We start from the raw sequence: 21,904 nt of genomic DNA on the forward strand, positions 1-21,904 counted from the left end.
GGCCGTTACCGCAGGAATGGATATGTACTCGGTATAACTGTGTCGCCTGTCAGGCCGCCTTCGCGAGCAAGCCCGCTCCCACAGTTGGATTGTGGGGTGTCAGGGAGATAGGTGTCGGCTGGGAGGCCGCCATCGCAGGCAAGCCAGCTCCCACACTGGTCATGCATTGCCCACAAAATCAGCGCCCGGCACAGATCCCCTGTGGAGCGGGCTTGCCCGCGAAGGCGGCGTGTCAGTCACTGAATATTCAACTGAACCACCGCTATCGCTGGCAAGCCAGCTCCCACATTGGTCATGCATTGCCCACAAAATCAGAGCCCGGCACAGATCCCCTGTGGGAGCGGGCTTGCCCGCGAAGGCGGCGTGTCAGTCACTGAATATTCAACTGAACCACCGCTATCGCAGGCAAGCTCCCATATTTTCCCGGGTATTGGCCTAGAAACCGGGAACGCCTTGTACGCGCAGCTCAGGCGTCAGTTCGTCCAGCGGTTCGGTCAGCGGCCGGTCGTTCCCACCCGGCAGCAGGATCACCTTACGGCATTCCTCCTCGGCTTTATCAAACAGCTCATACCCCCGCGCCGCCTGCTCCAGGGGCAGCCTGTGAGTGATGATCGCCTCCGGGTGCAGATGCCCCAGCTCGATATGCTCCAACAACTCCGGTAAGAACCGCTGCACATGGGTCTGGCCCATCTTGAACGTCAGGCCCTTGTCAAAGGCATCGCCAAACATAAAGCCATGGATAAACCCGGCATACACCCCGGCGACGCTCACCACGCCACCGCGGCGTACGGCAGCGATGCACTGGCGCAGGGCCTTGCCGCTGCTGCCCTCGATCTTCAGGGCCGTGAGCAGGGTTTCCGTGGTACTGCCCTTTGCCTCGAAACCCACCGCGTCCACCACGCCATCGACGCCGCGCATGCCAGCGGTCTGGCGGATGATGGTGTCAGCCGGGTCCTCGTCTTCTTCGAAGTTGATCGGGATCACGCCGTACATTTTCTGCGCATAGGCCAAACGATACGGATGATCGTCGACCATGAAGATCTGCTCGGCGCCCAGCATCTGCGCGCACGCCGCACTGAGCAGGCCCACGGGCCCGGCGCCATAAATCGCCACACTAGAGCCTTTGCCAATGCCGGCATTGGTCACTGCCTGCCAAGCGGTGGGCAGAATATCGGAGAGGAACAGCACCTTCTCGTCCGCCAGGGTGCCGGGCACCTTGAACGGCCCGGTATTGGCCTTGGGCACCCTCACCCACTCCGCCTGGCCGCCGGGAATGCCGCCATACAGACGGCTGTAGCCGAACAGCGCGGCCCCCGGTGGGATGGCTTTTTTATTCAGGATCGCACCGCGCCCATCGTTGGTGGTTTCGCAGGCGGCGAATTGCTGGAGCTGGCAGAAAAAACAATCGCCACAGGCAATCACGAACGGAATCACCACACGGTCGCCGCGTTGCACCGCAGTGACGGCCGGGCCGGTTTCTTCGACGATGCCCATGAACTCATGGCCGAAGATATCGCCATGCTCCACGGTCGGGATCTTGCCACGGTACAAGTGCAGGTCCGAGCCACAGATTGCGGTGGCGGTGACCCGCAGAATGATGTCGTCGGGTTGTTCAATGATCGGATCGGGCACGGTATCCACCTGCACCTTGTGTGCGCCCTGGTAAGTCATCGCTCGCATGCTCTGCGCTCCTGCCGTTGAGGGGTTACTCATTAAGGGCGCAGCAGCCCCATCAGTGTTCCTTCGACGTAGAGCGACACCCGATCAATGGTCGCCGCGCGTCTGGGCCAACAGCAGATCGACTACCTGGCGCACGCTGGCAAGCGCATCGGCGCCGCTGGCCTGGGCCTGGGCGTGCCAGCGCAACTGCTCGGTCGCGTTGTTGCCGCGTAGCAGCAAGGCATTCAAGGTATCGAACAACAGCGGCTCGCCCATGGCCTCTGCGGTGGCGGCAAACGTCTGTCGGGCACATTGCAGCCATTGCTCAGCGCTGCCCAGGGTGCCGGTGTCGTCCAGCGCAAAGGTACCAGCGGCCCCATACCGCTTGGCCTGCCAGCGATTCTCCTTGAGCAGCCAGCGCGCCTCGGCACTGAAACCAGCGCCAGGACGGTGCATCGCGCAGGCATGGGTGACCATCACTCGAAACAACGTGGCGAGGGCCAAGGCATCCGTCAGCCGTGGGCAGGCGTCGGTCATGCGCAGTTCCAGGGTGGGGTAACGCGCCGCCGGGCGAATGCCCCACCAGCCATTGCCATCGGCCTTGATCGCGCCGATGCGTTGCAACAGGGCCAGGTAGCGCAGGTACTCGGCCCAATCGCTGAAATGTTCCGGCACGCCCATGCGGGGCCACTCGTCGCAAGCGGCCTGGCGGTAGCTCATGAAGCCGCTGGGCGCGCCGTCCCAGAAAGGGGACGAGCAACTGAGCAGCAGCAACAACGGCAACCACGGCGACACCTGGTTCATCACCGCGATGCGGTCCAACGCCTGCGGCACCTGCACATGCACATGCAGCCCGCACAACACACTGCGCCGCGCTACATATTGAATATCGTCGAACAGTTGCCGAAAATGCGCCTGATCGGTCGGCCGTTGCCCACGCCAATCGGCCAGGGGGTGGCTGCCGGCGCACACCACACCGAGGCCGAACTCAGCCAGGGATTGCGCCAGGTTGCCGCGTACTGCTCGCAAGTAGTTCTTCGCTTCGGCGCTGGAGGTGAACACCGGAGAGGCCGCCTCGATCTGGCCCTGGAACATCTCAAAGGAGAAGCCCGCGCCAATCGCTTCGCGGCAGGCCGCCAGCACCGCCGCAGACGGCTCGCCGACCATCTGACGGCTGTGCAGGTCGGTGATGAAGTATTCCTCTTCAATACCAAAGGTGAGCATCGGCATTCAGCGCAATCGGGTGACAGTCAGCGCGACCACGGCAATGCGCTCCACCTGCTCATAGCCTGGCTTTTCCAGTTCTTCACCAAAAACGTCCGGGTCCAGTTCGCGGTAGGTCCAGCCGTAGGCGTCGCTGCCCAGCAGCGGCTTGACCGCCTCCAGGAAGGGATCGCTGCCGGCCACCATCGCCACCCCGGTGTACAACAGCAGGCTCCCGCCCAGGGCCAGGCGCCCAATGGACTCACTGACGATGCGCAGCGACAACTGCTCCCCCAGGGCGCCACCACCATGGCGATAGGCGCGCTGACGGTCATCTTTCATGTAAGGCGGGTTGGCGACGATCAGGTCGAACTCGCCCTCCACACTGGCCAGCACGTCACTGTGGTAAACGCTGAGGTTATTCAGCCCGGCCAGTTCGGCATTCACTGCCGTCATGCGCAGGGCACGGGGGTTGATATCCACCGCCAGCACCTCGGCGTCATGTCGGGCTTTAGCAATCACCAGCGCGCCGACACCGGCGCCACAGCCAATGTCCACGACGCGCTTGAGGGGCTCGAAACGCTGTTGCAGGTAGGCTTCGATTACCTGGGCAAAGCGGTAGCTGTCGGGGCCGAAAAACACCGCGTCCGCCTGGTCGGTGGGATAAGGCGAATGAGCGAACAACAGCTCATCGAGGCTCGACCAACGCACCGTGCTGCGCCATAGCGCGCCATGTTTTTCGATCACATCCGCTTGCTGCAACTCCTCACGCAAGGCCTCGGGCAACAGGCCTTGATCGAACGGCATCGACCACCCGAACACATCGCGCAGCGTCATTGCCAGGGGCGTCGCCAGCCGCCGATAGACACGCTCATGGGTCAAGGGCGTCGGCGTGATAAAGCGATAACCGCCCTCCTTCAACCCCCGGCCCAGGTTCAACAAGGCACGATCAGCCAGTTGTTGCGCAGACATAGGCACATTCCCTTAGCGCAGGCGCGCACGCAGTTGGATAAAGCGGCGAGTGGCATACAGCCCGGCAGGCGTGCAATGACGGCGTGCCGACAGCCATGGGATTAGCGCATTGAGCTGTTGCACATCGGGCAAGTTGCACAACGACTCCGCCAGGGCCTGGGTATCCGGGTCCGCTGGTCGATGCTGCTCGCGGGAAAACCGGCTGCCGCGTCCCGGCCGCACGGGCGCCACGCGTTCGCTGGCAACCCATTCACCCGCAATCCAGTCATGGATCAGTTGTTTTTCATAACCGCTGAACACCCCGAACATCGCGGCGCCAGCACCCTCGATGAGTTGCCAGAAGCGACTGTTGGTGGGGTCCTGGTTGTGCTTGATCCAGCCTTTGTCTTCCAGGGCCTTGAGGAAAGCGCCGATCTGCCCAGGCTGGGCCAGCCACTGGTTGACGGTTTGGCCTTCGAAGCGGCAATAGTCCGAATGCATGTGCTGGCCGAAGGCGCGCTTGCGCTCGAGCATCGCCACCACTTGGTCCTGCAGGTTGAACTGTTTGATGACAGACGTGGTACCCAGGCCCAGATCATTCAGGCGGTAGCCTGCGGCCACCCGGCGATAGAAGCCTGCCTTGCCCTCACCCAGCGGCAACAGGTTCAGCACCGATTGCGCCGCCTTGCAGGCGTGGCCACTGCTGGCGTTGTCGATGGTGACATGCAGCGTGAAATAATAAGGGTCGATGCCCAACTCACTGAGTTCATAGGCGGTGATCAACAGGTGCAGCGGCAGTTGCTCGTAACCCAGGTTGAAGCCAATGACCTCCGGCAGGAACTCGTCGGCACACACACCCAGCGCCAGTTGCAGCGCGCCTTGCAGGTAATGGTCATCCTCAAGGCCGGCTTCGCTGTCGGCATCGTGTTCGCTGAGCAACTTGCGGTAGATCACCACATGGTTCTGCGCGGCTTCACCGTCGCCCAATTCTTCCAGGTAAGTGGTGAGCAGGCCGTCGAAGCGCTGGTCTTGCCAATAGCGCAGCAAGCCGTAGAGCCAGGCGCCGTCGACCTGTTTGGTCGGCGCCACGCACTGCAGAAAGTACAACGCATGGGCCTTGTTCTGGAAATACCGCCGTGGCCCACCGTTTCGGCGCTGTTCCAGATAGTCGGCATAGGCCTGGGCCACCTCGGCGCAGCGCTGCTCTACCCAGGCCAGCAGCTGTTCGGGGGCCTCTGGCAAGTCGCAGTCGGTGGCTTCTACCAGGGCCAATTGATCCTGCAGGTATTCACGCGCCAATTCAGCGGCATCTTGGGTTTCGCCGTGCAGTTGTTGGTACACCCGTTGATGGCGGCCCTGGGCCGAGTCGGTGAGAGAGGCCGGCTGGCCTGACAGCGCTGTAAGGAGTGTCATGATGGCAGTTTCCGCAAAGTCCGTTACAACGGGCCTCCCACAAGGTGGCCCCGCAAGAGCGCTTGAAAAACATGCGCTTCTAAGATGCAGAACCTTGAGAGGTGCGGAAAATTCAGATGGGATTGTTAACCTGGAGACAAGCGGTCGCGGTGTTATTGCGATGGGGGCATTGGGTCAATAGTCGTGCACAACGCGATATGAGGGGAAATCAGGGATACTCCTGCCGAGCGTGCAACACGTTGACTATCTCGATGCGCTCTGCTGTTACTCGATACACCAGGACATAATTGGGGTGAACGACGACCTCCCGAGTGCCGGGCACGCGGCCGTTCGGATACAGGTAAGGATGCTCGGTCAATGGCAGAGGCGCACCTTCAAGACGTGTCTTGATACGACGCGCCGCCCCAGGATTCTCTGCTGCAATGAAAGTAACGATGTCAATCAGGTCGCTGATAGCCTCATCAAGCCAAACGACACTCAACATCAGGCTTTGACCCTCTGCTTGCGTTCTGCTTCAAGAATAATCGCCTCAACCCTCGCCATGACTTCGTCATGGGGCACACCAGGTCCGGGGTTGGCCAGGCTTTTTTCTACTTTGGCGCGAAACCAAAGATCATGGCTACTTGCCTGCTCTTCAGTTTCAAATTCGGAAACAATTGGGGAAAGTGGAACACCCATGGGATGACCTCCTGTATGAATGCTCAGCAGTTTAGTCCCAAGCTAGCAGGCTGTCTCGGACCACCAGATGAAATGCAGGTGGCCCACCCACAAACAAAAAAACAACGGCACGCAAGCGTGCCGTTGTGTTCAGCTCATTCAGCGAAATTACTTACGTGCAGCCTCCCACTGCTTGAGCAGGTCGTTGTAGTTCACGGTTTCGCCCTTGGGCTTCTCGTTGGCCAGTTTCGGCTTCGGCGCGCCCGGCTGGTCGAACCAGTATTGCGCGTCACGCTCGGGGTTCATTTTCGGGCCGCACACCGGTTGCACCTTGGAGCGTTCCAGGCGCGTCATGATCGCGTCCTGCTCCTTGGCCAGGTTGTCCAGCGCCTGTTGCGGGGTTTTCTCGCCGCTGGCCGCTGCGGCGATGTTGCTCCACCACAGTTGCGCCAGGCGCGGGTAGTCCGGCACGTTGGTGCCCGTCGGCGACCACTCGGTGCGCGCCGGGCTACGGTAGAACTCCACGAGGCCACCGAGTTTGGGCGCCATGTCGGTCATGGCCTGGGAGTTGATATCGGACTCACGAATCGGCGTCAGGCCAACGATGGTTTTCTTCAACGACACGGTTTTGGAGGTCACGAACTGCGCGTAGAGCCAGGCCGCGAGTTTCTGCTTTTCGGGGGTGGACTTGAGGAAGGTCCAGGAGCCTACGTCCTGATAGCCCTTCTTCATGCCTTTTTCCCAATACGGCCCGACTGGGGACGGCGCCATGCGCCACTTCGGCGTACCGTCGGCATTCACCACCGGCAGGCCCGGCTTGACCATGTCGGCGGTAAACGCGGTGTACCAGAAGATCTGCTGAGCAATGTTGCCCTGGGATGGCACCGGGCCGGATTCAGAGAAAGTCATGCCCGCCGCTTCCGGTGGCGCGTAGGCTTTCATCCAGTCCACGTATTTCTGCGTGGCGAATACCGCCGCCGGGCCGTTGGTGTCGCCGCCACGGGTGACGCTGGAGCCCACCGGGTGGCAGTCCTCCACACGAATGCCCCACTCGTCCACCGGCAGGCCGTTGGGCAAGCCCTTGTCGCCGCCGCCGGCCATGGAGAACCAGGCATCGGTGAAACGCCAGCCCAGGGACGGATCTTTCTTGCCGTAGTCCATGTGCCCATAAATGCGCTTGCCGTCGATTTCCTTGACGTCTTCGCTGAAGAACTTGGCGATGTCTTCATACGCCGACCAGTTCACCGGCACACCCAGGTCGTAGCCGTATTTCTCCTTGAACTTGGCCTTCAGCTCCGGCCGCTCGAACCAGTCGGCGCGGAACCAGTAGAGGTTGGCGAACTGCTGGTCGGGCAACTGGTAGATCTTGCCGTCCGGCGCGGTGGTGAACGACAGGCCGATAAAGTCCTTGAGGTCCAGGGTGGGCGAGGTGAAATCCTTGCCTTCGTTGGCCATCAGGTCGGTGATGGATTCGGTCTTGCCATAGCGAAAGTGCGTACCGATCAAGTCGGAATCGTTGACCCAGCCGTCATAGATGTTCTTGTCGGATTGCATCTGGGTTTGCAGCTTCTCCACCACGTCGCCTTCCTGCAGCAGGTCGTGGGTCAGCTTGATGCCGGTGATTTCACTGAAGGCCTTGGCCAGCACCTTGGATTCGTACTCGTGGGTGGTGAGGGTTTCCGACACCACGTTGATCTTCATCCCACGGAACGGCTCCGACGCCTTGATAAACCACTTCAACTCCTCCAGCTGTTGGGCTTCGGTAAGGGTCGAGGGTTTGAACTCGCTGCCGATCCATTTTTTAGCGGCATCTTCATACGCATCGGCCCAGGCCGAAGCGCTCAAACCACTGAGGGCCAGTACGGCGGCCAATGAAATGCTATGTCGCAGCTTATTGTTTTTATTCAACATAGAGACCTCCAGGTTAGTTTCAAACGGGGCTATCGGCAATCACCTCCCTTGTAGAAGCGAGCTTGCTCGCGAAGAACGCAAAGACACCGCGGGCTACCAGGAGCACTGCGTTATCGTTGACGACTTTCGCGAGCAAGCTCGCTCCTACAGGGTTGCGCACAGCTAGCCCCAACGCATCACACTCAACAGCCATACCAGGGAGAGCGCGGACGCCACCCAGATGCTCCAGTCGGTAACGCCAATGACCAGCAAATGCAGGTAGGCGCTGCCGAGCAGACCGATAAACAAGCGATCGCCACGGGTGGTGCTGATCGGCAGCAAACCGCGCCGCGGGATGCTTGGCGAACGCAGTTCCCAAGTGGTCATGCCCGCCAGAATCAGGGCAATACCGCCAAAGAACAGCGCTGTGGGGGTGGTCCAGGCCATCCATTCCATCATCGACTCCTCTAGACCCGGCCCAGGGCAAAGCCCTTGGCCACGTGGTTGCGAACAAACCAGATCACCAGCATGCCCGGCAGGATGGTCAACACCCCCGCCGCTGCCAGCACGCCCCAATCAATGCCGGAGGCCGACACCGTACGGGTCATCACCGCTGCGATGGGCTTGGCGTTGACCGAGGTGAGCGTGCGCGCCAGCAGCAATTCGACCCAGGAAAACATGAAACAGAAAAACGCCGTGACGCCGATACCGGAGCCGATCAGCGGGATAAAAATCTTCACGAAGAACTTGGGAAAACTATAGCCGTCGATGTAGGCAGTTTCGTCGATTTCCTTGGGCACACCGGACATGAAGCCTTCCAGGATCCATACCGCCAAGGGCACGTTGAACAGGCAATGGGCCAGCGCCACGGCGATGTGCGTGTCGAACAGGCCAATGGATGAATACAGCTGGAAGAACGGCAGCAGGAACACTGCCGGGGGCGCCATACGGTTGGTGAGCAGCCAGAAGAACAGGTGCTTGTCACCCAGGAAGCGGTAGCGCGAGAACGCATAGGCCGCTGGCAGCGCCACGCTCAGGGAGATCACCGTGTTCAGGCTCACGTAGTACAGCGAGTTGAGGTAGCCGGTGTACCAGCTCGGGTCGGTGAAGATCACCTTGTAGTTGGCCAGGGTGAAATCCTGCGGAAACAGGGTCAGGCCGCCGAGGATTTCGGTGTTGCTCTTGAAGGACATGTTCAGCAGCCAGTAGATCGGCACCAGCAGGAACAGGATGTAAAGCAGTAATGGAATCAGCTTGCGTTTGCTCATGTTGGCGGCCTCAGCGGTTGGCGTCGGAATGGGTCATGGCGGTGTAGAACAGCCAGGACACCAACAGGATGATCAGGAAGTACACCAGGGAAAACGCCGCCGCCGGGCCCAGGTCGAATTGGCCGACGGCCATTTGAGTAAGCGTCTGGCTCAGGAAAGTGGTGGCATTACCCGGCCCGCCGCCGGTGAGCACGAAGGGTTCGGTGTAAATCATGAAGCTGTCCATGAAGCGCAGCATCACCGCAATCAGCAGCACGCTTTTCATCTTCGGCAACTGGATATGTCGGAACACAGCCCAGGCCGATGCACGATCAATCCGTGCGGCCTGGTAGTACACGTCCGGAATGGCCCTTAAACCTGAGTAGCACAGCAGCGCCACCAATGAGGTCCAGTGCCACACATCCATGACCAGCACGGTGACCCAGGCGTCCATGGTGTTGGCAGCATAGTTGTAGCTGACGCCCATGGCGTTGAGGGTCGAGCCCAGCAGGCCGATGTCGGCACGGCCAAAAATCTGCCAGATGGTGCCGACCACGTTCCACGGAATCAGCAACGGAATGGCGAGAATGATCAGCACCAGCGAGGACCAACGGCCCTTGGTGGGCATGGTCAGGGCGATGGCGATGCCCAGCGGGATCTCGATCAGCAGCACGCAGGCCGAGTAGATGAACTGGCGCAGCAGCGAATCGTGCAGGCGTGGGTCGAGCAGCACCTGCTTGTACCAGTCGGCCCCGACAAAATAGCGGCTGGACTGGTCGAAAATGTCCTGCACCGAATAGTTGACCACCGTCATCATCGGGATCACCGCACTGAACGCCACCAGCAAGAACACCGGCAACACCAGCCACCAGGCCTTGTTGTTCTGCACCTTGTTCATGGCGCCACCTCCAGCAGGTAATCGTCGGCGTAGAGCATCAGCCATTGCGCGGGGAAGCTGATGGAGGCCTTCCCTTCCGGCACCGGCTTGTCCTCGGCCAAGCGCACTTTTAGCGTGGCACCGTCGAGGTTGAGGGTCATGATCTTGTAGGTGCCGAGGTCTTCCACATGGACGACGTCGGCTTGCAGGGCGTCAGGGTTGTACTCGTCCCATACGTGGATAAATTCCGGACGAATGCCGACCTGGAGCTTTTTGTAGTCGGTGGTGTTGAGACGTTGCTGCAACGCTTCGGACAGCGGCAACAGGGTATTGGCGAACCCTACACCGCCAGCCTTGGCCTGCACCTCGATCAGATTCATCCCAGGGCTACCGATGAAGTAACCGACAAAGGTGTGGCTGGGCCGCTCGAACAATTCACGCGGCGTACCGAACTGCACGATCTGCCCGCCATACATCACCGCAATCTTGTCGGCGAAGGTGGAGGCTTCCAGTTGATCGTGGGTGACGTAGACCATGGTGATATTGAACTGCTCGTGAATCTGCTTGAGCTTGCGCCGCAGTTTCCACTTCAGGTGCGGGTCGATCACCGTCAGCGGCTCATCAAAGAGAATGGCCGACACGTCATCGCGCACCAGGCCACGGCCCATGGAGACTTTCTGTTTTTCGTCGGCGGTGAGGTTGCGGGCTTTTTTGCTGAGCAGGTTTTGCAGGTCGAGGACTTCGGCGATCTCCTGCACCTTGCTATGGATTTTCGCTTCGGCCATGCCCTGGTTACGCAGCGGGAACGCCAGGTTGTCGAACACCGTCATGGTGTCGTACACCACCGGAAACTGGAACACCTGGGCGATATTGCGTTTTTCCGGGGTCAAGTCGTTGACCACTTGGGTATCGAACAGTACCTGACCTTCGGACGGGCTGAGCAGCCCGGAGATGATATTGAGCAGCGTGGACTTGCCGCAGCCCGACGGCCCGAGCAAGGCGTAGGCACCGCCCTGCTCCCACACATGGTTCATTTCCCGGATGGCGTAGTCTTCTGGCCCTATGGGCGTAGGGCTGTAGCTATGGGCCAGGTTGCGCAAATGGATCTCGGCCATCAGGCAACCCTCGCGACACGGCGCCCGGGGGCCTGGACCAAGCGGCCCTGACCATCGAACACAAACAGTTTATGGGTGGGGATATACACGCGGATCGGCGCGTCCACGTCGTACTCATGCACCCCCGGCAGGTGCAGTACTAACAGAAAGTGCTCACTGCGCACATGCAGGAAAGTTTCCGAGCCGCTGATCTCCGCGACTTCCACGGTCACCGCCAGCTCCAGGTCATCGTCATTGCTCGGCACCAGGCTGATATGGCTTGGGCGCACGCCAAAGCGGAATTCGCCTTCGCCGATGGGGCGCAGGTCAACGTTGAGTGGGAAATGCACGAAATTGGCGAAGCTCACTTCGTTGCCGCTGATGCGCCCTGGCATCAGGTTGATCGGCGGCTCGGAGAACAGCTCAGCGGCGAGCACGGTCTGCGGCTGGTGGTAGACCTCGGCAGCCTTGCCGCTCTGGATCACCCGGCCCTCGTGAAGAATCGTGGTGGTGCCACCCAGGGCCAAAGCCTCGTTGGGCTCGGTGGTGGCATATATCGCGATGGTGTGGCGCGCCTTGAACAGTTCGCGCATTTCCTGGCGCAGTTCTTCGCGCAGTTTGTAGTCCAGGTTGACCAGCGGTTCATCGAACAGAATCAGTTCGGCGTCTTTCACCAGGGCGCGGGCCATGGCGGTGCGTTGCTGCTGGCCACCGGACAGCTCCAGGGGGTGGCGCTGCAGGAATTTCTCGATGCGCAGCATCTTGGCGGTTTCCAGCACCTTGCTCTGGATCACCTCATTGGAGACACCGGCCTGGCGCAACGGTGAGGCGATGTTCTCGAACACGGTCATGGTCGGGTAGTTGATGAACTGCTGGTAGACCATCGACACATTGCGCAGGCGCACCGGCTTTTGCGTGACGTCCACGCCGTTCATCAGGATGCGACCGCTGTCGGGTTTGTCCAGGCCGGCCATCAGGCGCATCAGGCTGGTCTTGCCCGACAGGGTGCGACCGAGCAGGACGTTGAAAGAACCGGCTTCGAACCGCAGGTTGGCGTCGTCGATCCAGGTTTGGCCGTCGACAACGCGGGAGACATGTTCCAGGGTCAATGACATGACACGACCTTTTTTATTATTGGAATGAATCTGGTCCGTTGTCAGAGCGAGTTTCGTGCCAAAACCGCAAGCGCTTGATGTGTAAGGAAATGGGTGAATCACGATGTTCAGGAGTGAACAATCCGGCTGAACAACTGAACACTGCCGGGGTTGACAATGAACAGTTGTGAACAACACTCTCATGATCAACACAGGGTAAATGTGGGAGCGGGCTTGCTCGCGAATTGCGGCGTATCAGTCGATTGAGGAATTGACTGACCCACCGCATTCGCGAGCAAGCCCGCTCCCACAGTTTGAATCGGTTTCTTCAGTTAGATATGCAAAAACAATAACAATAAAAATGAAGGTCGCACGATGGCCGAACCCTTGACCCACGACACCCTTATCCAGGAATCCTGGCGCCGCTGCCGCGCCTACGGCCTGGACCACCAGAGCGCCCCCAGCTTTGACCAACTGCCCGCCGAGGGCATTCGTCAACTCCTGGAAAGCCAACACTCACTGGTACAGACCACCCACCAGGAAGTGTTGCCCTACTACGAAAACATTCTCAGCAATTCCAATTGCCTGATCATGCTGGCCGACAATCAGGGCCAGGTGCTGACCTCGTGGGGTACCCAGCGGTTTATCGAGCCCACGCTGGCCCGAGGCTTCAGCCCAGGCGCCAGTTGGATGGAACGCGCCAGCGGCACCAATGCCATCGGCACCGCGCTGGCTTGCGCCCAGGCCGTGCATATTGAACACGATGAACACTTCCTCAAGGCCAACCGCTTCATGACCGGCTCCGCAGCGCCGATTTTCGACGCCCAGCGCGAAATCATCGCCGTGCTGGACGTGTCCAGCGACAGTTACCTGCCACCCTCCCACACCCTGGGCATGGTCAAGATGATGAGCCAGACCGTGGAAAACCGGCTGATCCTCAACCTGTTTCGCGGCGAACATTTCCAACTGACCTTCAACACCGGCCTGAGCAACCTCGACAGCCAATGGGCCGGCCTGCTGATCTTTGATGAAAGCGGCCAGGTGCTGTCGGCCAACCGGCGTGCGGATAACCTGCTGGGCATCAGCCTCTCGCGGGTGATGATCGACAGCCTGTTCAAAGTGTCGCTGCTGGAGCTGCTCAACCAGCCGGAAGGATTGCCCTTCGCCTTGCAAGCGGCGGGACGCAATCGGTTCCAGTGCCTGTTGAAGCGGCCCAAGCAGATGCCGGTGCAGGCGCGGGTGTTCAGCCAACCGCCGCCGCCAGCACCGACGTCGATCAACCTCCAGACCCTGCATTTTGGCGATGTGCGCGTGGAAAAAGCCGTGCGCCAGGCCGAGCGCCTGCTGGAAAAAGACATTCCGTTGTTGATTCACGGCGAGACCGGCGTGGGCAAAGAGGTGTTCGTCAAAGCCCTGCACCAGGCCAGTTCCCGCAGCCGCCAGGCGTTGATCGCGGTGAACTGTGCGGCGATTCCTGCAGAACTGGTGGAATCGGAACTGTTCGGCTACGAAAAAGGCGCCTTCACCGGCGCCAACCAGAAAGGCAGCATCGGCCTGATCCGCAAGGCGGACAAGGGCACGCTGTTTCTCGACGAGATCGGCGATATGCCGCTGCCGACCCAGGCCCGCCTGTTACGGGTGCTGCAAGAACGCTGTGTGCAACCGGTGGGCAGCAGCGAGGTGTTCCCGGTGGATCTGCGCATCATCTCGGCGACCAACCGCGCCTTGCGAGAGCTGGTGCAGGCTGGGCGCTTTCGCGAAGACTTGTACTACCGCATCGGCGGCCTGACCCTGGAACTGCCGCCATTGCGCGAGCGTACCGACAAACAGGCGCTGTTCCAGCAACTGTGGCAGCAACACCGCGAGCCGACGCAATGGGCCGGGCTGAGTGCCGAGGTGCTGAGGTTATTCGAGCAACACCCGTGGCCGGGGAATTTACGCCAGGTGAGTAGCGTGTTGCAGGTGGCGCTGGCAATGGCCGAAGAGCAGCCGATCCGCGCAGAGCATCTGCCTGATGATTTTTTCGTGGATTTGCAGGCGACGGTACCGCAGTCCAAACCCGAACACCTGGATGAACGCCTTGACCTGAACCAGCGCCTGGAAGCCGTGGGCGGAAATATTTCCCACCTGGCGCGGGAGCTGGGGGTGAGTCGCAACACCCTGTACAAGCGCCTGCGCCAGCACGAAGGCTGATTTAACGCCAACTCCAGGAAACGCCGGTGTAGATGCCCCGCCCATCCGCAGGGGTGTAGCGCGCCGCATCCATGCCTTTGTCGTCGTAGCCCGGCGTGACGGTGTTGGCGTAGCGGCGGTTGGTGAGGTTGCGCAGGTCGACCCAGGCTTGCCAGTCCTGCTTGGGCGCGTCGTAGCCGAAGGTGGCGCCGAGGGTGGTGTAGGCCGCCGCGTAGTAGGAGTTGGCGTAGTCCACCGCTACCCGTGAGGCGTGCTCGGTGTTGAGGCTGGTGTAGAAACCCGTCGGGTGGCTGTAGCGCAATTGCGCCTGGTAGTAGTGCTTGGGAATGCCGGGCAAGGTGTTGTCGCCGAAACGGTCGTCGTCGCGGTAATGGAAGTCGCTGAAGGTGTAGGCCTGGCGCAGGTCGAGCTTACCGCTGCGGCCGCCGTCCCACAGCGGGCTGAGCAGGCTCAACTCCACACCCTGATGCACGGTGGGGCTAGCGTTGGACTCGGCGATGATCGCGCTACTGTTGGCGGTTTGGGCCTGGGTTTCCACGGAGAGCAGCTCGTGGCGAACCTCAGAACGATAGAGCGCCAGGTCCCATTGGCCGAGCCAGGCTTCACCGCGCCCGCCGATTTCCAGGGTGGTAGCGGTCTGATTGCGCAGCTTCACGCCTTCGCGCTGCAACCCCGTGGCCGCTCCACTGCCCTTGCCGAAATATTTGTTCGAACCCCAGATCATCGACCACGCGTGCGGTGGCTCTACCGAGCGGCTCAGGTTGCTGTAAATCTGCAACTGCGGGGTGAAGTCGTAACGCAAGCCAATGCGCGGCGCATAATCCCAATCATGCTGACTGATCGGCGCCTGGCCGTCGGGGTAAGTGACCTGGGTTTCGCGGCGCGTATAGATCGCGGCGAGGCCGGTGGTCAGCCACAGATCCTCCATCAGTTCCAGCTCATTGCCTACATGCAGCACGGTATCGGAACCCAGGTAGCTGTAGTCGCGGGTCTTAGTGCCGGGGGCATAAGTGGCGGTATTGCCCGCAGGGATGCGGACGTATTCCGACGCTCCATTGTTCGGCATCGCCTGGGTGGTACGCAGGCCGAGCGTGGTGGTGCTGGCGTGGCCGAACAGGCTGTCCTGGCGGATATAATTCAGGCTGCCGCTGATATCGGTGTAGGCGACCTTGAGGCGGTTGGTGCCTTCGCGCAGGTCCATGGGGTAATCGTGATAGGCCAGCCCGACCTCGACCCGTGAATTATCGTCCAACCGCAAGGTGGTCTTGTTGGCAATCCAGGTAGAGCCCGGTTGCAGGCGCTTTGAATCGCGGGCGGCATTGAGGCTGTTGGCGGCACGCGGATCATGGCTGATCTGGTCACGCGTGAGCCTGCCGGGAGAATCGTTGGTGGTTTCGCGATAACGCAAATAGAAGCGCGTTTCCAGGTCCGGGTTAAAGCGATAGCCGAAATTGGCAGCGATGCCCTTACCGCTGCCGGCGCTCTGGTGCTGATAACCGTCGGACGCCGAATCGGTGAGGCTGATGTAATAGTCGGCGTCCCCCAGCACTTGCCCGGAACTGACTTCGCGCTGGGCATAGCCGCGACTGCCGACCTCATAGCGCACTTGCAGCTTGGGCGCGTCCAAGCCGGTGCGGGTGACGTAATTGACCGCGCCTCCCAAGGCCAACGCGCCCTGATCGAACCCGTTGGCGCCACGCAGCACCTCTACCCGGCTTTGCCACAGCGGGTCCTTCAGCTCATAAGGCGTACCACCTGGGCCGGTAAGCGGCAGACCGTCGAACATTTCATACAGGCCGGAGGCGTGGGCACCGGGGGCGCGGTTCAGGCCCGAGCCACGAATGGATACCTTCACCCCTTCGTTATTGGCCGCCTTGGCGTACACACCGGCCTGATATTTGAAAACGTCTTCGTTACTGCTGACCCGCCCCTGTTGCACGCTGTCCATATCGATGTAATTGGTGCCGCCGGGCACGCTCTTGAGCTGCGCCTGGGCGATTTCTGCGGCGCTGGCCTCAGCCGTGGTGACTTCAACCGGCGCCAATTGCAGGCCTTCGGCCTGTACCAGCGAACTGAGGGTCAAGGCGGCAAAAATAAACGGGGGGTGGCGCAGCAGCATTGGGGGCAGGTCCTTGGAATCCGGGAACGTGCCAGGCCAAGCCCACCACGCGAACAGTGATGGGAAGGCAGGCACGCCCCTCAGGTCACTCCTTAATGACGGACAAGGACGATTTAAAAACAGCGGCGAACCCGGTGGCAGGTTCAGCCATCGGGCGCCGACAATGCCCGCAGCAGATCATCTGCATCCGACCCCGGCGCAAAGCGAAAGCCATACATTTCGTCAGTGGCGAGAATCTCCCCCAAGGTGTCGCGCAACTGGGCTTCCGTGGGCGAGTCACGCAATAACTTATGCGCCGGCAGCAACAACTCGGCAGACACGCCCTGGGCCGTCGCGGCGTCGATCACCGCATAGAGGATAAACCGCAAGCGTATTTCGCGATCCGTGGGCCAAACCGTTTTTCGTTTACCCAAGGGAGGGCCTCGTGTTTAAGAAAAATCCGAGGCTATTGCCCGCAGGCAAGCGTTTCAAGCCGCGAGAGGCAAGATAGGCCGCTTCCTACAGCGGAAAGGGAAACACCGCACCGATTGGTCGATGCGATGGGCCTTATTGCACCGGCAGGAAATTCATCAGCAACAGGCTTTGTGCGTAATTGAGGCCAATGCGCCGGTAGCGCTCATCGAGGATTTGGGTAAGCAGGTCCAAACGCGCGACGATCTTGCCGAACTCAACGGCAAAACTGAGGTTACTGCCCTCCTCCGATATTTCATTGGAAAACAACAGCAACACGCCGTTGGCATCCTGACGCTGGCTGAGCAACCAGGTGGCCTTTTCGATATTGCGCGCGGCATTGCTGACAAACTGCGGGTTGATCGAGTCGGTCACATAAAACTGCGTGCGCCCGCCGTGAGCGGTCACGAGCATGCTGCCAATCGCATAGATGAACGCGCCGACGCGGTCGCCGCGAAAGTCGGGGCTCAGGGAATAGCTCAGGGCAGCCAGGTCACGCCGGTCACCCAGTGCGGGCAAGGGTTGGCGATTTTCGATGGCCTGGCGGATTTGCCGGGCGGCGGTCACCGCATCCGGGTAGCCCGATTGACGCCACTGGTTGGGGTTGCGCAGGTAGAGCTTGCTCATCAGCAAGTAGAGGCTTTGCAGGTTGTCACGCATGCCCAGGGTGGCCATGCGGTCGACGCTAGTCTGGAAGAATTCATCGGGCTTGCCATCGCTGAACTGCCTGGCGATATCGCGGCCCTGTTGCTGGCTGCAACCTGTTGCGCAGAGCGCAAAAACCGCGGCAAGCAGCAGCGGCCATCGGGAGGTGGAAACAGTTGACGTTCGATCCATCGGCACCGGGTCTGATTCTGTTGGCCACCCGTGTGAGTCGGGTGGCTGGGACAGGGTAGATCAGCAGAATGGAAAAAAGTGCAGTGGTGCGGGCCAGATAAGCATCGGACTACAGATGCTGATCTGACCCGGCACTTGATTCCCCGGGGTGCTAGAGCACTACCGTCGCAAGCATCCCCAAGGCGCCCAGGCAGAACCCGATCAACGCGCCGCGCCCTGGTGCTTCATGAAACAGCGCCCAGACCACCACAGGCTCCAGAAGCAATAACGAAGTGACCGAGACTACCGTGACAATCCAGATATCACCGACAACCATATACCCCAGCCAATAGGCACCCAGCAGGCACAGCCCTGCAAAACACATCAAGACCACAGGAAGTACAAAGACCTCCCAGGAACCACTGCCGGTCTGGGCCAACTTGGCGGTCACCACCTCACTGTAGATTGCACAAAACTCACCGACCACCATCAACCCTAGAGCAAAAACTCCGAGTAGTTCTTTGGACATATCAAAAACTCCTTCGTATTCAGCGCACTGTTTTTCAGCTCCCAGTCGGCAGTGCTGCAGCCGTCGTGAGCGTCGTTGCCTTGATACGAAGTGGTTTTGAAAAGGCCTGAATTACCGAAGTGCTTGTCCATGCTCATGTCCTTCAAAGGGTTGAGGCTCAGCGATCCAATACAGTGCGTGCTGATCATAGAGGCATCGTGAAGCCATTCACAATTATGCGATGCCAATACTTAAGGATTACGGTTAATTAAATGCGCCGAAAACCGCAATAAAAACCCGGCGCTGGGTCGGGTTTATTGATCGGGAGGTCTTCAGGTAGCAGGGTGCTCACTTGCCACGGAATCCGCCGCGTCTACATCCGACATGTCCTCCTCGATCGGGGCCTCGTCATCCGGGGGTAGCGGGATATTGTCCTCATCGCGCCGTGGGTCATGCCCCGTCTCATTATCGGTGTTACGAGTAACCGCTTGCTGGGAAATGTTGCCTGGGGCTTTCTCGTTGATTTCCATGCTGGCTCTCCGTGTATCGCTCGGGATATCCGCGCTTAAGATTGAGAGGTAGCAACGGATGGAGAGTGCCGGATGTTAGACGAATGGTGGTTCGTCTTTGAAAGGTATGAATGCGAAAAACAGCATTTTTTTGATTATCAGCACACCCAAACCCCAGAAACGCAAAAGCCCCGCTTTCGCGAGGCTTTTGTGTAAATCTTGGCGGGAAACCAGGCCGCCAAAAGACTTTTAATTTGAACATCCTATGCTGACTCAGCCTGCGTCAGGAAGGCTCAACGGCCTGACATAGATAGGGCTGAAGCCAATACTCGGTTGCGAACATGGTTTCATATTCAGTCATGGCATCCGAGCAAATCGCGTCAGAAACGGGGGTACAGACTGGGGTATACAGCAGTATTTATCTCTTGGCAGAGGCGAATTCGAACCTGTCACATTGTCGAAGGTGGCACCTAGCCTTCACGCAATAACTAAACACTCGCCAAAGCCTGGTGCTGCAGTTCCCTGCTCTGCCCTCTGACCCCCCCGCAGCCAGCGCTGGCTACCTTGGCTCTATTGCTACCCAATAAATTGATAGCAAAAGAATCACGCACCTGACGCGTGACACGTGGCGGAATGCTTGCTGCCTGCGTTACTCTGACAAAACAAGGGACCTTTTGCATCTATGATTTCAGCGGTAACCGATAGCTGCAATTAAAGTTGAGAAGACCATTCCCGAGCTTTTATTTACGCCACTGCTGTGCCGCATCGACGGGGCCGATAGGTGCCTGCCGGAAGATATTGGCGAAGTACCTGAGCATGAAGACTTTATGGCGGCTCTGGCTGAGTAGCGCAGCGCGTCGGGCTCTTCGGCTCAACCGTATCAAAATGACTATGCACAAACTCGGGAAAACCGTGGGCCCTTAAAAGGAATTGAGATGTTCAAAAGGATCAAAGCGTTTTTCATCAACGAAAAAGTATCTGTCGACGTGCCGCCGCCCGAGCCCGCCACACCGGGACATCAATACGCCTCGGACCAACCGATTGCCACCCGCGCCGACGACCGTTTCAATCGTGCCCCTTTTGCCACGCGCATGGCCGATACGATTGCAACGCGAGTAGATCCTGCGAGCATCGTCATCGGACTCTATGGACCGTGGGGAGACGGCAAAACATCCGTACTGGAAATGATGGAGGAGGCGCTGAAAGCCTACCCAGATGTTATCTGCGTGAAATTTAATCCCTGGCACTTTCAGTCTGAAGACCAACTACTCCGTGGCTTTTTCGCAACACTCGCGGGGGCTCTAAATCAGTCGCTTCCCAATTTTAAAGAGCGTGCAGGTGATGCACTGCAGCAATACGGCTCTTTGCTGTCGCTCGGATCACTAACAGTTGCCGGAGTGCTTCAAATCAACCCCGGAGATGCTGCAAAGGGGCTAGGGGAATCGTTATCAGCGGTCAAATTAGAAGAGCTAAAGCAGAGGATAGAATCGATTCTTGAGAAATGTGGCAAACGCGTGGTCACATTTATTGATGACATAGACCGTTTAGATCGCAACGAAACCCATGCAATATTCAAACTGGTGAAATTGTCAGCAAGCTTTCGTCATACCTCTTACGTACTGGCCTTCGATGATGCCGTCGTATCCGCAGCATTGGGCGAACGATATGGCCAAGGCGGCGAGCGCGCGGGCCGTGCATTTCTTGAGAAAATCATTCAAGTTCCGCTCCACCTTCCCCCTGCTGATGAGAAAAGCTTGCGCAACCTGGCGTTTGAAGGGGTACAGGCAGCTTTGGATCAGGCTGAAATTCCACTCACCCAAGCAATGGCCGATACGTTTGGACGGCATTTTGTTGATGGCCTCGAACCGCGCCTCACTACACCGCGCCTTGGGAAATTGTATGCCAACGCGTTGACCTTTGCGCTTCCATTGCTCAAGGGTGAAGTCGACATTGTTGATCTCATGTTAATTGAGGGTATACGTATCTTTTACCCTAACTTGTATGCCGAAATCCGCGGCAATCCTGATTTGTTCTTAAAGCAAGCTCAAGCTCAGAACCAAAACGTATTCGCGCAAGCACCTCAAGAAAGCCCCCTCGACACCTTACTTATCCGTAGCTTGCCTGAGGCCACTCAGCAAGAACGCCTGAGAGTCAGAAAAGGACTGCTTGAGCCGCTCTTCCCCCGCATAGGCAGCATGGGTTATGGCGGCGAATGGGATCAATCATGGGCGCGAAAGCAAAAAGCCTGCTCAAGCGAATATTTCGCTCGCTACTTCACATACGGTATTCCTCATGGGGACGTGGGGGATGCTGCGATTCATTCGCTGCTGGAAAGTCTCACGCGAGCTAATGAGGCTGAACGAACTGAAATCCTCACGGACCTTTCGTCGCGCGGAGCGTTTCCAAAACTTATTCAAAAGCTTCGTGCCCACGCGGAAGAAATCCCAGAAGAGCAGGCATATGCACTGATGGTCACGCTCTCTGCCAATGCGACACTGATGCCCCGAGAGCGCGGGCCAATGGTGATAGGCGGCACCATCATGCAAGGGGGCATGCTGGTATCTGAATTACTGAGGCGAATACCTGATCCTGACACCCGACAACGTGCGGCAGAAGAAGTAATCGACGCAGCTAATCCGCTGGGATTCGGAATGGAATGTTTTCGATGGATTCATCACCATGAAGGACGCCACGAAGACGAGCGCGTTTTTTCCGATGCCATTGAAGAGATCTTAAACCAACGTCTGGCTCACAAAATTTGCAGTGCTGACAACGAACGACCACTCTTTGCTTCGGACCCAAAGGACATGCCGAGTCTGTACTGGCTCTGGAATAAGCATCTTGGAAATACCTCTGTACGAAAAGCGCTCAGTGCTCACTTCGAAGCGGATCCAACTGGTGTCGACACTTTTCTGGAGTGCTTCGTTGGTGAGGGGTGGTTTGTAGAGTCAGGGCTGCCTGTCAGATCTGACTTTGAAAGGCGCAGCTACGATTCTGTTGCGAACCTAATAACGCCAGAGTTGATCGCAGAGAACCTGCGAACCCGCTACGGCAACGCATTACGCGATCCGGTGTATCACCCGGAAGAACATTTACCGCCTGCTTTGAAAACAGCCCACCAATTCATGTACATGCACCAGCAGGTACTGAATGATCCAGAGCAAAACGATCCCACCCCCTCATCCGGCGCAAAGTAAGCGCCGAATCTTTACGCGCTGACTTAG

19 protein-coding genes are annotated in these 21,904 nt (G+C 59.0%); 2 read left to right on the forward strand and 17 right to left on the reverse strand.

The features are described from left to right. Positions 1 to 435 precede the first annotated feature (435 nt). From A7K61_RS20360 to A7K61_RS20415, 12 genes are all read right to left on the reverse strand, one after another. Positions 436 to 1,680 carry a zinc-dependent alcohol dehydrogenase gene (locus tag A7K61_RS20360; protein WP_069558225.1) on the reverse strand — a complete coding sequence of 415 codons (1,245 nt, stop codon included), beginning with the start codon at positions 1,678 to 1,680 and terminating at the stop codon, positions 436 to 438. 84 nt (positions 1,681 to 1,764) lie between these two features. Then, entirely contained in the window at positions 1,765 to 2,883 is a 1,119-nt protein-coding gene (locus tag A7K61_RS20365) for a carboxylate-amine ligase (protein WP_069558239.1), read from the reverse strand. A 6-nt stretch (positions 2,884 to 2,889) separates the two neighbouring features. After that, positions 2,890 to 3,834 (reverse strand): class I SAM-dependent methyltransferase, encoded by a 945-nt coding sequence (locus A7K61_RS20370; protein WP_069558226.1) that lies wholly within the window; start codon positions 3,832 to 3,834, stop codon positions 2,890 to 2,892. Between the two features lie 12 nt (positions 3,835 to 3,846). Next, positions 3,847 to 5,226 carry an iron-containing redox enzyme family protein gene (locus A7K61_RS20375; RefSeq protein ID WP_069558227.1) on the reverse strand — a complete coding sequence of 460 codons (1,380 nt, stop codon included), beginning with the start codon at positions 5,224 to 5,226 and terminating at the stop codon, positions 3,847 to 3,849. A gap of 208 nt (positions 5,227 to 5,434) precedes the next feature. Beyond that, the gene (locus tag A7K61_RS20380) at positions 5,435 to 5,710 is read right to left on the reverse strand and encodes a type II toxin-antitoxin system RelE/ParE family toxin (protein ID WP_044273978.1); all 276 of its coding nucleotides are present in this window, start codon (positions 5,708 to 5,710) and stop codon (positions 5,435 to 5,437) included. Further along, entirely contained in the window at positions 5,710 to 5,904 is a 195-nt protein-coding gene (locus A7K61_RS20385; protein ID WP_044273976.1) for a hypothetical protein, read from the reverse strand. The genes A7K61_RS20380 and A7K61_RS20385 overlap by 1 nt, the downstream gene beginning before the upstream one ends. 147 nt (positions 5,905 to 6,051) lie before the next feature. Beyond that, on the reverse strand, positions 6,052 to 7,794 hold the full coding sequence (locus tag A7K61_RS20390; RefSeq protein WP_003192009.1) for an ABC transporter substrate-binding protein: 1,743 nt from the start codon (positions 7,792 to 7,794) through the stop codon (positions 6,052 to 6,054). A gap of 162 nt (positions 7,795 to 7,956) precedes the next feature. Next, entirely contained in the window at positions 7,957 to 8,229 is a 273-nt protein-coding gene (locus A7K61_RS20395; protein WP_014718862.1) for a DUF2160 domain-containing protein, read from the reverse strand. Positions 8,230 to 8,240: 11 nt separating this feature from the next. Beyond that, positions 8,241 to 9,041: a carbohydrate ABC transporter permease gene (locus A7K61_RS20400; protein WP_044273973.1), complete on the reverse strand. Its 801-nt coding sequence runs from the start codon at positions 9,039 to 9,041 to the stop codon at positions 8,241 to 8,243. 10 nt (positions 9,042 to 9,051) lie between these two features. Continuing rightward, a complete protein-coding gene (locus A7K61_RS20405; protein WP_069558228.1) occupies positions 9,052 to 9,918 on the reverse strand; it encodes a carbohydrate ABC transporter permease in 867 nt (288 codons plus the stop codon). Further along, positions 9,915 to 11,012: an ABC transporter ATP-binding protein gene (locus tag A7K61_RS20410; protein WP_069558229.1), complete on the reverse strand. Its 1,098-nt coding sequence runs from the start codon at positions 11,010 to 11,012 to the stop codon at positions 9,915 to 9,917. The genes A7K61_RS20405 and A7K61_RS20410 overlap by 4 nt, the downstream gene beginning before the upstream one ends. Beyond that, complete coding sequence (locus A7K61_RS20415; protein WP_032896727.1) at positions 11,012 to 12,106, reverse strand: ABC transporter ATP-binding protein; 1,095 nt, start codon at positions 12,104 to 12,106, stop codon at positions 11,012 to 11,014. The genes A7K61_RS20410 and A7K61_RS20415 overlap by 1 nt, the downstream gene beginning before the upstream one ends. 354 nt (positions 12,107 to 12,460) lie before the next feature. Here A7K61_RS20415 and A7K61_RS20420 point away from each other — a divergent pair, with 354 nt between their 5' ends. After that, positions 12,461 to 14,278: a sigma-54-dependent Fis family transcriptional regulator gene (locus A7K61_RS20420; RefSeq protein ID WP_044273970.1), complete on the forward strand. Its 1,818-nt coding sequence runs from the start codon at positions 12,461 to 12,463 to the stop codon at positions 14,276 to 14,278. Position 14,279: 1 nt separating this feature from the next. On the opposite strand, the gene A7K61_RS20425 is transcribed toward A7K61_RS20420, so the two are convergent. The 5 genes from A7K61_RS20425 to A7K61_RS20450 form a co-directional block, all read right to left on the reverse strand. Next, a complete protein-coding gene (locus A7K61_RS20425) occupies positions 14,280 to 16,397 on the reverse strand; it encodes a TonB-dependent receptor domain-containing protein (protein WP_069558230.1) in 2,118 nt (705 codons plus the stop codon). A 143-nt stretch (positions 16,398 to 16,540) separates the two neighbouring features. Beyond that, positions 16,541 to 16,810, reverse strand: a complete 270-nt coding sequence (locus A7K61_RS20430) for a hypothetical protein (RefSeq protein WP_044273968.1) — start codon at positions 16,808 to 16,810, stop codon at positions 16,541 to 16,543. 133 nt (positions 16,811 to 16,943) lie between these two features. After that, complete coding sequence (locus A7K61_RS20435) at positions 16,944 to 17,684, reverse strand: hypothetical protein (RefSeq protein WP_069558231.1); 741 nt, start codon at positions 17,682 to 17,684, stop codon at positions 16,944 to 16,946. Between the two features lie 151 nt (positions 17,685 to 17,835). After that, entirely contained in the window at positions 17,836 to 18,153 is a 318-nt protein-coding gene (locus A7K61_RS20440; RefSeq protein ID WP_069558232.1) for a hypothetical protein, read from the reverse strand. A gap of 350 nt (positions 18,154 to 18,503) precedes the next feature. Then, positions 18,504 to 18,701, reverse strand: a complete 198-nt coding sequence (locus tag A7K61_RS20450) for a hypothetical protein (RefSeq protein WP_069558233.1) — start codon at positions 18,699 to 18,701, stop codon at positions 18,504 to 18,506. A gap of 914 nt (positions 18,702 to 19,615) precedes the next feature. Here A7K61_RS20450 and A7K61_RS20455 point away from each other — a divergent pair. Next, positions 19,616 to 21,877, forward strand: a complete 2,262-nt coding sequence (locus A7K61_RS20455; RefSeq protein WP_069558234.1) for a P-loop NTPase fold protein — start codon at positions 19,616 to 19,618, stop codon at positions 21,875 to 21,877. Positions 21,878 to 21,904: the final 27 nt, after the last annotated feature.

This window comes from Pseudomonas sp. AP42 (assembly GCF_001728935.1).
In the GTDB taxonomy this organism is placed as follows: Bacteria; Pseudomonadota; Gammaproteobacteria; order Pseudomonadales; family Pseudomonadaceae; genus Aquipseudomonas; species Aquipseudomonas lactis.